The organism is Pseudomonadales bacterium, from assembly GCA_024234165.1.
Classification (GTDB): domain Bacteria; phylum Pseudomonadota; class Gammaproteobacteria; order Pseudomonadales; family UBA5518; genus UBA5518.
This window is the reverse complement of sequence record JACKOP010000001.1, coordinates 684,481-697,848: the sequence shown is the minus strand read 5'-3', so window position 1 is coordinate 697,848 and position 13,368 is coordinate 684,481. Positions and strand designations below refer to the sequence as shown.

Here is a 13,368-nt window from a genome sequence, read left to right as displayed (position 1 = left end):
GCCGTGATCGTGGATCAGGGGGTGTACGGGCAGAAGTGGCGGTGCAGTACCCGGATCACGTCGAGTGCCGGTCCGGGTTGCGCGTGGTAGTAGATCGTCTGTGCTTCGCGCCGCGTACCCACCAGACCTTCGTGGCGCAGCATGGCCAGGTGCTGCGAGAGTGCCGATTGCGACAGCGGAATGCGATCATTCAGCGCACTGACCGACAGTTCGCCCGCGGCGAGCGTGCACAGGATCATCAACCGGTTCGGGTTTGCGATGCACTTCAGCAGAGCGCTCGCGCTGTCGGCATGCGTGGCGAATTCGCGCGTCGTGGTTGCGGTGATCGCTGATGCGGTTCCGGTGCCGGCGGTCGTCATGATGGCCTGCTTGATATATTCGACATGGCTAATATATAGTCCGGCTCGATCTGCAGGCAATGCGCTGAACACGGGTTGCCAGTCGAGCCGATCCAGCCGGAGACCAGCCATGCGCACGATCACGACCATCCTGACGAGCTTTGCGTTCGCGTGCGGTGCCCACGCGATCGACGACGCCGATTCGCGGCTGCTCGTCTCGCGCGAGGTCGCACGCAATATGCAGGGCGCACTCAAGAGCGAGTTGCTGGAGGCGATTTCCAGCGCAGGACCCGTCGCCGCGATCGGGGTCTGCCAGACACGTGCACCCGTGATCGCCGAGCAGGTCGGCAATGAAGCGGGCGTGCGTGTCTGGCGCACCGCGTTGCGCGTGCGCAATCCGGCCAATGCGCCCGATGACGATGCACGTGGGGTGCTGGTGGGTTTTGCAAAACGGCTGGCAGCCGGCGAGAGCGCCGACAGGCTCGAGCATTTCGAGCGCGGGACGGACGGGTCGGCGCGCTACATGAAGGCGATCGTGACCCAGCCGCCGTGTGAAACCTGTCACGGCAAGGCGATCGCGGAGCCGGTGCGCAAGGCGCTTGCGGAGCGCTACCCAGCCGACCAGGCCACCGGCTTCGTCGCCGGCGATCTGCGTGGTGCGGTCGTCGTCGACTGGCCGCGTATCTCTGACACGGGCAACTGAAGCCAGCCCCGGTGCGCGCGGTGGATCAGCCGCGCAGCTTCGCGTAGTCGACCACCAGCAACTGCTTCGGTGCGGAACCGGGCCGACCGCCGGTGTGCTGTATCACTTCGGCTCCGAGGCGTTTCTCGGCGCGTGCGGCGAGGGTCCAGAACGGCGTGCGTCCGGGGTCGCCGATGATCGCGCGCCTTGCCCCGGCCTTGCCCGCCCGGCGCAGCAGGCGGTACAGCGGCTCGACCATTTCGTCCCAGAAGCAGATATCGGTTCCCGTCAGCAGCTCCACCCCGTCCAGCAGGCGGGCATCGAGCTGCTCGAAACGTCGCGCCAGGAACGCCACTTCGACACGGTTGATCCGTGCCTGCAGGCGCAGGTAGGGTTCGACCGCCGGATCCGCATCGACGGCGAGTACCCGGGCGCCGTAACGGCGGGCGAGCCAGATGCCGTTCAGGCCCCAGCCGCAGCCCACGTCGATCACGCGCGCGCCGACCGTTGGCGGATGCCGGTGCAGGTAGTCGATCAGCGCAAAGCTCGAATGCCAGACCTTGTTGCCGTGCAGGCTCGGGCTTTCTTCGCGCCGCTTCAGCCGGCGCACTTCGGGATGGGTGGACTTCAGTGCCCGCACACCGCGGAACGTATGCCAGTGCGCGCTTTCACGGCTCGAAGGGCGGGGCGGCATGTTCGATACGGTTCCTGCACGGTGGCTTGGCTGCGCCACTATAGAGGGTGGACAGCGCCGTCACCAAGCAGCGGTCGCCTCGAACTTCCATAGCCGCCCGATGCGATGCGCGGGCAGGTGCTTGCTGTCGATCCAGCGGAAAGAGCGCCTGCGGTACAGAGTCGTATTCAATCGCAAAGGCTCCAATCCATCAGGTAAACGCCGAGCAGACCACGAAATGCCTGCGACGGAACCTATACTTGTCGCGTCCCAGAAGGAGTGTCTTGCAATGCCCGGCGGTTCCCGTCCGATGGTCATGACCGGTATCGGTCGTCTGTTCATGCGCAAATCGGTCGCCCAGATGCAAGCCGAACACTCGCGCGAGGAACTCAGGAAGAGCCTTGGTGCGTGGAACCTGGTGTCGCTGGGAATCGGCTGCATCATCGGTACCGGCATCTTCGTGCTGACCGGGCGCGCTGCAGCGGAATTCGCCGGACCCGGAATCATGATTTCCTTCGTGATCACCGGCATTCTCTGCGGCTTCGTTGCACTGTGCTACGCGGAACTCGCGTCGATGCTGCCGGTATCGGGGTCCGCGTATTCGTATTCGTATGCGTCGATGGGCGAGCTCGTCGCGTGGTTCATGGGGCTGCTGCTGGTTCTCGAATACGGTCTTGCGGCTGCCACGGTGGCGGTCGGATGGTCGAGTTACGCGGTCAGCCTGTTGCATGATTTCGGGATCCATGTGCCACCGGAGCTGAGCGCTGCGCCCGGCGTCGCGGTACGCGAGGGTTCGCAGATCGTGGCGCACGGTGTGGTCAATGTGCCGGCGATTCTCGCGATCGTTGCCGTCACGGCGCTGCTGGTGCTTGGCATACAGGAGTCTGCCACCGCCAACAACATCGTGGTGGTGATCAAGCTGAGTGTGGTGATCGCGTTCATCTGCGTCGGCGCGTTCTTCGTCGATACGGCGAACTGGTCGCCTTTGATACCGGAGCAGATTCCACCCCCGCCCGAGGGAGCCGAGCGTGGCTGGTTGGCCGATACGGGGCGGGCGCTGCGCGACGTGCTGACCGGGCAGAGCAACTCGCGCTATGGCGTGGGCGGGCTGCTCACCGCGGCAGCCACGATCTTCTTTGCCTACCTGGGATTCGAGGCGGTATCCACAGCGGGTGCGGAAGCGCGCAACCCGTCGCATGACATGCCGATCGGAATCATCGGTTCGCTGCTGATCTGCACGCTGCTGTACATACTGACCTCGGCGGTACTGGTCGGCATCGTGCCGTACGCGGAGCTCGACAACCCGGCGCCGATCGCGATGGCCGTGAACCGGATCGGGTTGCCGTGGTTTGCGGTAGTGGTGAAGATCGGCGCGATCGCCGGTATCTCCTCGGTGATGCTGGTGTTGCTGTACGGCCAGACGCGGATCTTCTACACGATGGCGCGCGACGGTCTGTTGCCGGCGGTGTTTGCGCGCGTGCATCCGCGCTTTCGCACGCCGTGGATCGATACCCTGATCGTGGGCTCGGTCACCGCGTGCTTCGCGGGCTTCATGTCGCTCGATTCGCTGGCCGCACTGACCAACGTCGGTTCGCTGTCCGCATTCGCGATGGTATGCCTGACCGTGCTGTACCTGCGCCATGCGCAACCGGAGCTCGCGCGACCGTTCCGCAGTCCGTGGTTTCCGTTCGTGCCGCTGATCGGAGCGGCAATGTGCGTGCTGCTGCTGATGTCGCTGATGGGCAAGGCCGAAACGCGCAACTTCTTTCTGGTGTATCTGGGCTGCGGAATGCTGCTCTATTTCGCCTATGGTCTGCGGCACTCGAAGCTCGGGCGCGGCGAGATCGTGATCGGTGCCGAGCCGACCATGGATCGACCGAAGCGGCTCGACGAGTGAAGCTGCGCGCAGTCCGGGCTGCGGTCTAGTCGGTGAGCACGCGATCGCGTGTTTCGACCACCCACGGCAACAGCAGCAGACCGAGCGCGGGTACCAGCCCGACGTAGAGCAGTGTGTGCATCACGGTATCGGCGCCGCGCGCGGCGATCGTGCCGACCGCGAACGGCCCGGCTGCAGCCAGCACCCGCCCGATGTTGTAGCAGAAGCCGGCCCCCGTGGCGCGCAGCCGTGTCGGGAACAGCTCCGGCAGGTAGTACGTGAAGCTGCCGAACACGCCGAATACCGACGCGCCGATCGCGAAGTACCAGTAGAGCCGCACGCCCGGTGTCCAGTCGAAGCCGAAGGTGGCGAAGATCGCCAGCGCGCTGGCGGCAAAGTAGATGCCGTACAGGGCGCGTCGCCCGAGCAGCTTCGCGATCGGGATCGTCAGCAGCGTGCCGAGCAGCCCGCCGAAGTTGAACCAGCTCGTGGCGCGGAACTTCCAGTCCTCGACCAGTGCGAGCGTGGCGCTGGCATCGAATCCGTCGCTGGCCGCTGCAGACTGCGCCAACCCCGTGGCCACGGTCGGAATGAACGCGTTGCAACTCCACCATGCGATCAGCGCCACCACCGACATGCAGACACCGGCGAACGTGATGTGGCGCAACCCCGGTGCGAAGATCTCTGCCAGGCGTACTGGCGCAGCGTCGCGCATCGCCTGCCGCCAGCGTTCTGGCTCTTCGAGAAACAGGCGCACCATGAACGCGGCTGCTGCCGGGAGCAGACCGGACAGGAAAACGATGCGCCACGACATTGCGGGGTGATCGGCCATCCACACGCCGGCGACACCGAAGTTGATGAACGTGGCGAGGAACAGGCCGGCCGGCGCTGCGGTATAGAGCAGTGCACCGGCCTCGACGCGACGCCTCTCCGGCACCACCTCGGCGACCATCGACGCGCCGGCGGCCCATTCGCCTCCGATACCGAGTGCCGCGATCACGCGGCACAGCGCGAGTACCCAGATGTTCGGGGCAGCCGCGCAGGCAGCCGTACCGAACGCGTAGAGCAGCATCGTGATCAGCAGGGTCTTCTTGCGCCCGATGCGGTCGCAGACATGACCGAACAGCACGCCGCCGGCCGCCCAGCCGAGCAGCAGCAGCGAAGTCAGCACACCGGTCCAGTACAGGGTGGCGCTGCGTGCCGCAGCCGATCCGATCTCGAGTCCGAGCAGGGTGGGGACGCAGTTCGGTGCCACGTAGTTGAACAGCAGGCCGTCGAAGATATCGAAACCCCAGCCCAGCCACGCGGCGAACAGTACCGTCCACTGGTAGCGCGTCATCCCCATCAGCATCTGCTGCGTTCCGTCACGGTCTTGTTGTATTCGGTGGTGTTGCCGTCGGGTCGCTCGAGCGGCGGCGCAGTGTAGCATCGCGTGCGCTCGATCCGGCTAGAATGCGCTGTCGCCGCCTGCATCCGACGCGACGCTCATCACGGGGTGTTCATGGAATTCCTGCACTGGTTCGTCGATTTCTTCCTGCACCTGGATCGCCACCTGGCCGAGATCATCGCGCGCTACGGGGTGCACACGTACACGCTGCTGTTCCTGATCGTGTTCTGCGAAACCGGACTGGTGGTGACGCCGGTGCTGCCGGGCGATTCGCTGCTGTTCGCGGCCGGTGCCTTCGCTGCGCAGGGCAGCCTGGATGTGCGTCTGCTGCTCGGGCTGCTGGCGGTGGCGGCGATCCTCGGGGATACGGTGAATTACGCGATCGGTCATTACCTGGGGCCGAAGGTGTTCGACTATCCGCGTTCGCGTTTCTTCAACCCCGAGCATCTGCGCCGCACGCACGCGTTCTATGCAAGGCACGGCGGCAAGACCATCATCATCGCGCGCTTCATTCCGATCGTGCGCACCTTCGCGCCCTTCGTCGCCGGCATCGGTGCGATGAGTTATGCGAGGTTCCTGCTCTACAACGTCGTCGGTGGGCTGCTGTGGGTGGGAGCCTGTGTGACGGCGGGCTATTTTTTCGGCAACATTGGCGTGGTCAGGGAAAATTTCAGTCTGGTCATCATCGCGATCGTGCTGGTGTCGGTGATGCCGGGGGTGATCGGCGTGTTGCGGCATCGGCTTGCGGAAACAGGTGGAGGGTCAGTGTGATGAGAACAATGAAAGGAATGTGGTCGCTGTGCCTGATGCTCGGTGCATTGGTCGTGGGTGCGCCGTACTCCGATGCCGGGTCCGCGCAGGAAGCTGCGCCGGCTTTCGATGCCGACGATATCGGCGGGACGGTACACGGTGGTGCCGGGCCAGAGGCAGGGGTGTGGGTGATCGCCGAAACCACCGACCTGCCGGTGGCATTCAGCCGGATGGTCGTCACCGATGACGCCGGACGCTATCTGCTGCCCGATCTGCCGGCTGCAAATTACAGGGTCTGGGTTCGTGGTTACGGACTTGCGGATTCGCAGCCCGTTGCAGCGCGTCCGGGGCAGGCGCTGGATCTGCGGGTGCAGGCGGCCGCTTCGGCTGCGGCGGCGGCACAGGTCTATCCGGCGAACTACTGGTTTGCGCTGGTGCAGCCCCCCGCGCTCACGGAGTTTCCGGGCACTGGTTCCGACGGCAACGGCATCGAGCCGCTGATGCAGAGCCGCACCGACTGGATCTACCACATGAAGGAGAACTGCCTGTTCTGTCACCAGTTCGGCACGGCGGTGACGCGCACGCTGGTTCCGCCGCGTGCCGGTCACGACGAGGCGACGGATGCGTGGCTGCAGCGCGTGTTCAGCGTCGGCGACGACAGCATGACGGCGTTCATGGGCATGTTCGGTGCACGCCGTGCCGCGTCGATGTACGCAGACTGGACCAGCCGTATCGCGGCCGGTGAACTGCCGACGGTGCCGCCGCGTCCGGCGGGGGTCGAGCGCAACGTGGTCGTTTCCACATGGGACTGGGCGGTTGCGGCCGACGGCACGCCGCAGTTCGTGCACGACGAGATCACGACCGACCAGCGCAATCCGCATCTGAATGCCGGTGGTCGCGTCTACGGCGTGGCGCAGCACGCCAGCAAGGTCGTCTGGCTCGATCCGCGCACGCACACCACCGGCGAGCGCGTGCTGCCCACGAAATTCTCGCTCGGCGCGCTGGCGGGTTCGGCACAGCCGCACAACCCGATGATGGACGCGCAGGGGCGGATCTGGAGCACGACCTTCAACCGCAACCCCGAGGACCAGCCGGACTGGTGCAAGGAAGGATCGCAGCAGCCCTTCGCACGCTTCTTTCCGCTCGATGCCGCGATCGGCCGTCCATCGCAGGTATCGGTATTCGATCCGGCGACCGACACCACGCGCGAGATCGATACCTGCTTCGGCACCCATCACCTGCAGTTCGGCTACGACGACGGACAGACGCTGTACCTGAGCGGCGATTCGCGCGTGATGGGCTGGGTCGATACGCGCAAGTTCGACGCCACTGGCGACTCGGCAGCGTCCGTCGGCTGGTGTCCAATGGTGATCGACACCAGCGGCGATGGACGTATCGGTGAGTCGGTCGCGCGTGGCGAGGCGCGCCTGCCCACGCAGGACCAGCGTTTCGAAGGCTTCCTCTACGGCATGGGCGTGAATCCGCGCGACGACAGCGTGTGGTACGCGTGGTACACGGACGGCCGCGGCGGCTACGGTTCGCCGTTCTTTGCGATTCCGGGAGGCATCGTGCGCATGGAGCGCGGGACCGACGCGCCGGCGACCTGTCACGTCGAGCTGTTCGTGCCGCCGGTGGACAGCAAGCGCGAGCGCATCGAAGTGTTCAATCCGCGCGGTGTGGACGTTGGCTCCGACGGCATCGCCTGGGTTGCTTTCGGCAGCGGGCACCTGGGACGCTTCGATCGCAGCCGTTGCCACACGGTGCACGACGCCGCCGGTGACGGCAGGCATTGCCCGGAGGGCTGGGAGATCATCGAGATCCCGGGTCCGCAGTTCAAGGGCGTGGATCGCAGTGGCTCGACCGACTGGCACTACCTGGTCTGGGTCGACGAGTTCAACGTGCTGGGGCTGGGTCACAACGTGCCGATCGTCCCCGGGACGAACTCCGATTCGCTGATCGCCTACCTGCCGCAGGAGAAACGCTTCGTCACGCTGCGGGTGCCGTACCCGCTTGGCTTCTACGCGCGCGGGCTCGACGGGCGCATCGACGACGAGAAGGCCGGCTGGAAGGGGCGCGCGCTGTGGGCGAATTACGGTTCGTTCGCGCTCGGGCACCGTGAAGGCGGGGATGGACACACGCGCCTGCCGGGCAAGGCGGTCAGCGTGCAGTTGCGGCCGGATCCGCTGGCGCACTGAAACGCGCGCCATCCGCGGGAGCTGGCACGGTTCGATACGAGAAGGTTAGAAGGTCAATGTCTGGAGAAGGCACGATGGCTGGACCGCTGGAGGGGATACGGGTAATCGAGATCGGGGTGTGGGTGGCCGGACCCGCAGCGGGCGGAATTCTTGCGGACTGGGGTGCCGACGTGATCAAGGTGGAGCCGCCCGAAGGTGATCCGGCGCGCAGCTTCCAGCGCATGCTGGGCGCCGACATGCCGAACAACCCGGTCTTCGAACTCGACAACCGCGGCAAGCGCAGTGTGGTGCTGGACCTGGGTGTGCCGGCCGACCGCGAGGCGGTGCTGGCGCTGATCGATTCTGCCGACGTGTTTCTCAGCAATATCCGCCCCAGTGCGCTGGCGCGCCTCGGGCTCGATCACCAGACGTTGCTCGCACGCCATCCGCGGCTGGTGTACGGGATCATCACGGGCTACGGGCTCGACGGCCCGGATGCCGACCGGGCGGCCTACGACATCGCGGCGTTCTGGGCGCGTTCGGGAATCGCGCACCTGCTGACGCCTCCGGGAGCCAATCCGCCGTTCCAGCGTGGCGGCATGGGCGATCACTCGGTGGCCAGTTCCTTCGCCGGCGCGATCGCGGCTGCGCTGTTTGCGCGCGAACGCAGCGGTCGCGGGCAACTGGTTTCGACCTCACTGCTGCGTCAGGGCGTCTACACGGTTGGTTTCGACCTGAACATGAAGCTCGGCTGGGGTCTGCATCCGCAGATCGGGATGCGCGAGACGATGGGTAATCCGGCGATCAACAACTACATGGCGGCAGACGGGCGGCGCTTCTGGATCGTCGGGCTCGAAGGGGAACGGCACTGGCCCCCGCTGGCGCGTGCGGTGGGGCATCCGCAGTGGCTGGATGATCCGCGCTTCGCAACCCCGATGGCGCGCGCACAGAACGCGGGCGAACTGATAGCGCTGCTCGACGCCGTGTTCGCGACGCGAACGCTCGACGAGTGGGCCGTGATCTTCGATGCCGATCCCGACTTTTTCTGGGCCCCGATCCACAGCGCCGACGATGTGCTGGCCGACCCGCAGTTGCGCGCCTGCGGAGCGCTGGTCGACGTGCCGGATGCGTACGGCACGACGACGATGGTCGCGTCCCCGACGGATTTCCACGGTACCCCATGGTCGCCGCGCTGGATCGCCCCACAGCTCGGCGAGCATACCGACGAGGTGCTGGGCGAGCGCCGCTCGCAGAATGGCTAGTCAACCGGGAGGATTTACACTGGGGTTGGCAAGGCTTCGTCCGGGCGTTTATCCTTTATCTTTACTAATGTCGCCTTGCGGCATCCCCGTAACCCGCTGGAGTCGTTGATGTCCAACGCTGGCCGTTTCTCACGCAATTCTCCCGTCATCGAGTCCCTGGAACAGGAACTGGCAGCCGCCAACAGCTACGCCGAGTGGTACAAGCTGGCCGAGCGGCACGACAAGCTGACCGGTTCCGACGACTGGCGCCGCGAAGACGCGTCGCGCCTGTACGATCACGAGAACATCCGGCTGCGGCTGCAGCAGTTGCGTCGTCTGCGTCGCAAGCGTGACGACGAAGGCCTGCTGTTCGTGCTGAACGAAGGGATCCACGGCAACATGGAGGGGATGGGCAAGGCCCAGCTCTACCAGCGCGCCAAGTGCGGGACCAAGAAGCTGATCGAGGACTACATCGCAGAGATCAGCAATGCGCTCGAGTACCTGGCACCGCGTGATCTGGAGTCGATCCCCTGGGCAGAGCGCGTCGAGTTCTTCCAGCGCGCCAGCCACTGCTACGGGCGCTCGGCCCTGATGCTGAGCGGCGGGGGCACGCTAGGATTCTTCCACCTCGGCATCCTGAAGGCGCTGATCGAACAGGATCTGTGCCCGGCGGTGATATCCGGTGCCAGCGCGGGTTCCTTCGTCGCGGCGATCGTCGGCACGCGCACCGACGAGGAATTCCTCGCCTTGTTCGAGGACGACTGGATCGCGCGTGCGCTCACTGAAAACCGCTCGAACATCAAGCTCGGTTTCGGCAAGCAGAACACTATCGATACCCAGATCGTGCGCCGCGAGATGGAGCGTCTGATCCCGGACATGACCTTCCTGGAGGCCTACCGCAAGACCGGACGCAGCATCAACATCACGATATCGCCGTCGAGTCCGCGCCAGACGTCCCGGTTGCTGAATCACATTGCATCGCCGAACGTGACGGTGCTCTCGGGGGTACTGGCGAGCTCGGCGCTGCCCGGGGTGTTTCCGTCGGTGCGTCTGGAAGCACGCAACAGGGACGGCGAGATCAAGCCCTATCTGCCTTCGCGGCGCTGGATCGACGGTTCGTTTTCGCAGGACCTGCCGGCGAAGCGTCTGGCACGCATGTACGGCGTCAATCATTTCATCGTCAGCCAGGTGATGCCGGGTCTGGGCAAGGAACCGAATCCGCGTCCCGGCATGCGCCAGATCGCGTCGGATGCGTTGATCGCTGCGACCAAGACGGTGGTACGTGGTGGTCTCGACTGGATCCAGCGCCGAACCAAGGTGAGCCCGCGCGTCGGAACCACGCTGAACACGGTGAACGCCATGATCGAGCAGCAGTTCATCGGCGATATCAACATCTTCCCCGGCTATGGGTTGTCCAACATGGACATGATCCTGCGCCTTCTCAGCGAGGAGGAAATGGCACACCTGATCAAGGCGGGTGAACGCGCCGCCTGGTCGCGGGTGCCGGCGATCGCGAACACCACGCGCATCGGGCGCACGCTCGATACGATCCTGCACTCCTTCGAGCTCCAGGAAGCGCACTGGCTGCGCACCTCGCGACGTGGCCACCACCATCGGGCCATGGAAGCGAACTCCGACGACGCGGACAACGGCGTGGTCGGCAGGCGTGCTGCCGACGGCGGAAGTGCTGCGCTGCGGCATTGATCGCGATCGACGACGGGCTGTCGCCAGACAGTCCGCCCGCTTTCTGCCAGCGCATGTGGTCGTTTGTGGTACCACCCCCGTGCGGCCAGGGGTCGCGGTGAGGGTGGTGTGGCGTCAGCGTGTCGTTGTCACATCCGGATCGTGAGATCGATGCCGTAGGTGCGTTCGGGTGCGTAGCTCACCATCTGGTTGATCACGGTCGCGCCAAAGACGATCACATCGTCCTCGTTCAGCAGATTCTTCGCCCACGCCGAGATGCTGAGCGCTGTCTTGCCGAGCGGAATTTCCGCCACGCCCGCGCGTGCATCGACGATCCAGTGCGCCTTGCTGTAGGTCACGCGGTCGATGTCCGGGTCGTGGGTAAACCTCACGCCGACTTCACTGCGTGAACGATAGCGTCCGTCGAGGCGCATGAAGGCATTGCCACCCCAGGCAAACGCCGGAAAATCGTATTGGGCCGACAGGCGCAGGCTGCGCTTGGGCGTCCACGCAGGGTGCGCTTCATGCGCAATGTCGCCGTCCGGCGGGGGCAGTATGTACTTCTTGAATTCATAGTCGGTCCAGCCGAAGCTGCCGCCGAGCGTGAGTCCGTCCATGGGTACGGCATCGACTTCGAGTTCCAGCCCCTTCACCTCGGCTTCGCCGGCGTTGTCGAAGCGCTGCGAACCATCGACGAAGGTCTGCACCTGCAGGTCGGTGTAATCCATGAAGAAGGCGGCCGCGTTGACACGCAGGCGGTTGTCGAAAAATTGTGACTTGATGCCTGCCTCCCAGCTCTCGAGTTCCTCCGGCTGGTACGGAATGCCGCTCATGATACCGCCCGAGACATAGCCGGTGGCGAGCTTCGCGTAGACCATCACATCCGGGTTCACCCAGTAGTCGGCGATCAGCGTGTAGTTCGTCTTGCTGAAATCGTCCTTGTAGGTGCCGGGCTGGAGGGTGCTGCCGGTTGCAGCCGCGATGCGTACGAGCCTGGTCTCCCGGTCGTCCTGCGTATAACGGATGCCTGCAGTCAGATCGAGCCTTTCGGTTGCGTGCCAGGTTGCCTGCGCATAGACGGCGCGTGACTCGTTGCGTGCCTCGAGTTCGGTGGTTCCGCTGCCGAAGATGCTGTCGTACCAGGCCGGCACCACGACGCCGTTGGTGACCGGCTCCATGATGCCGAGGGTGTCGAGTTCCGGTGATTTCTCGTCGAAGTAGAACAGCCCGGCAACCAGATCGTAACGTTCGCGCGTCATCGTGAACTGCAGTTCCTGACTGAACTGGCGCTGTTCCATCGAACGTGCGGTCAGCAGGCTGAAAAAGGAATCGTTCGGCCCGGGTGCATTGGCCGGGTCGAATATCGCATTGAAGTTGCCAAGCAGCAGCGCCTGCAGTTGTGCGTCGCTGAACTTCCAGCCGCCGGTCGACGCGAGATCGAAAATGTTCGGATCCTGGTCGAGCTTGCGGTACGCGCTGATGCTTTTCAGGTTGATGCCCTCGGCGAGATCCCAGCTCAGCGTGAGGTTATGCCCCTCGACCGTCATCGGCTGCACGCTGGTGGCGGAGGCGATTCGCCCCAGCCGCTTGGGTGACATGTTCGTGATGCCGCCGTAGGCGGGCTGCAGCGAGTGGATCAATCCCATCATCCCTGCAAGCGCCGAGCCGTCGATGATGCCGATCTGCTGGTTTGGAAAACCGACCGTTTCACTGTCGGTGTAATCGTAGCGATAGTCGACCGTGAAGGTGTCGTTTGCCTGCCAGCGTGCTGCCACCATGTACGCGTCCACTTCACGACCACCGAGTTTGTCGGCGTACTTCTGCACGCCGAGACGCGGGTCGCGCTGGCGCAGATCGATGTGACCTCCGCCGATCAGGTTGCGCATGGTGCCTTCCTGTTCGTCGTGCATGTACGTGAACTTCAGGGCCAGATTGCCCCACGCCGGCAGATCGAGCGTGGTTCGGGTGCGCCAGGCGTCGAAGTTGCCGGCCGAGACGTCCTGGCGCAGGTGGAATTCGCCGCTCGGTGCCGCCGTGACGAGGCTGATCGCGCCGCCGGTGGCGTTGCGGCCGAACAGCGTGCCCTGCGGTCCACGCAGTACCTCGACGCGCTCGATGTCGGCGATGTCGAAGATCGCACCGACGCTGCGGCCGATATAGACACCGTCGAGATACAGTCCGATCTTCGGATCGACCGCGCTGTCGGAAACCCCGGATGCGATGCCGCGGATCGAGACGATCGGAATCGACTGGATGCCCTGCGTGATGATCTGGAAGTTCGGTGCGAGGCCGGAGATGTCGTTGATGCCCGTGACGCGGAACTTCTCCAGCGTGTCGCTGCTGAGTGCGGTCACGGCGACCGGCACCTTCTGCAGGTTCTGCTCGCGTTTCTGCGCCGTGACGATGATTTCCTCCAGTTGGGTGCTCTGGCCGCCGGAAGCATCCTGGGCCTGTGAAAGCGTGCCTGCTGTTGCACACGCGATGGCGCACGCAAGGCGCAGCGCAAGGTTTCCCCTATGAGTGTCGTTCATGCCCGATCTCTCCTGTGATAGTTATGGTGCAGA

General features: G+C 64.8%; 10 protein-coding genes. 6 read left to right on the top strand and 4 right to left on the bottom strand.

What is annotated here, in order from left to right; all coding sequences use genetic code 11:
• Positions 1-14 precede the first annotated feature (14 nt).
• Complete coding sequence (locus H7A12_02995; protein MCP5319787.1) at positions 15-359, bottom strand: helix-turn-helix transcriptional regulator; 345 nt, start codon at positions 357-359, stop codon at positions 15-17.
• Between the two features lie 109 nt (positions 360-468).
• On the opposite strand from H7A12_02995, the gene H7A12_02990 reads away from it, so the two are divergent.
• A complete protein-coding gene (locus H7A12_02990; protein ID MCP5319786.1) occupies positions 469-1,041 on the top strand; it encodes a DUF3365 domain-containing protein in 573 nt (190 codons plus the stop codon).
• Positions 1,042-1,066: 25 nt separating this feature from the next.
• Here H7A12_02990 and H7A12_02985 read toward each other — a convergent pair whose 3' ends face one another.
• Positions 1,067-1,651: a methyltransferase domain-containing protein gene (locus H7A12_02985; GenBank protein ID MCP5319785.1), complete on the bottom strand. Its 585-nt coding sequence runs from the start codon at positions 1,649-1,651 to the stop codon at positions 1,067-1,069.
• 358 nt (positions 1,652-2,009) lie between these two features.
• Here H7A12_02985 and H7A12_02980 point away from each other — a divergent pair, with 358 nt between their 5' ends.
• A complete protein-coding gene (locus H7A12_02980; protein ID MCP5319784.1) occupies positions 2,010-3,590 on the top strand; it encodes an amino acid permease in 1,581 nt (526 codons plus the stop codon).
• 25 nt (positions 3,591-3,615) lie between these two features.
• Here the strand turns inward: H7A12_02980 and H7A12_02975 are convergent, their stop codons facing one another.
• Complete coding sequence (locus H7A12_02975; GenBank protein MCP5319783.1) at positions 3,616-4,917, bottom strand: MFS transporter; 1,302 nt, start codon at positions 4,915-4,917, stop codon at positions 3,616-3,618.
• Positions 4,918-5,070: 153 nt separating this feature from the next.
• Between H7A12_02975 and H7A12_02970 the strand changes: the two genes are divergently transcribed.
• From H7A12_02970 to H7A12_02955, 4 genes are all read left to right on the top strand, one after another.
• Positions 5,071-5,727 (top strand): DedA family protein, encoded by a 657-nt coding sequence (locus tag H7A12_02970; protein ID MCP5319782.1) that lies wholly within the window; start codon positions 5,071-5,073, stop codon positions 5,725-5,727.
• Positions 5,727-7,901, top strand: a complete 2,175-nt coding sequence (locus H7A12_02965; protein ID MCP5319781.1) for a carboxypeptidase regulatory-like domain-containing protein — start codon at positions 5,727-5,729, stop codon at positions 7,899-7,901. The genes H7A12_02970 and H7A12_02965 overlap by 1 nt, the downstream gene beginning before the upstream one ends.
• A gap of 74 nt (positions 7,902-7,975) precedes the next feature.
• Complete coding sequence (locus H7A12_02960) at positions 7,976-9,142, top strand: CoA transferase (protein MCP5319780.1); 1,167 nt, start codon at positions 7,976-7,978, stop codon at positions 9,140-9,142.
• A gap of 108 nt (positions 9,143-9,250) precedes the next feature.
• The gene (locus H7A12_02955) at positions 9,251-10,825 is read left to right on the top strand and encodes a DUF3336 domain-containing protein (GenBank protein ID MCP5319779.1); all 1,575 of its coding nucleotides are present in this window, start codon (positions 9,251-9,253) and stop codon (positions 10,823-10,825) included.
• 128 nt (positions 10,826-10,953) lie between these two features.
• Here H7A12_02955 and H7A12_02950 read toward each other — a convergent pair whose 3' ends face one another.
• Complete coding sequence (locus H7A12_02950) at positions 10,954-13,335, bottom strand: TonB-dependent receptor (protein ID MCP5319778.1); 2,382 nt, start codon at positions 13,333-13,335, stop codon at positions 10,954-10,956.
• Between the last annotated feature and the right edge of the window lie 33 nt (positions 13,336-13,368).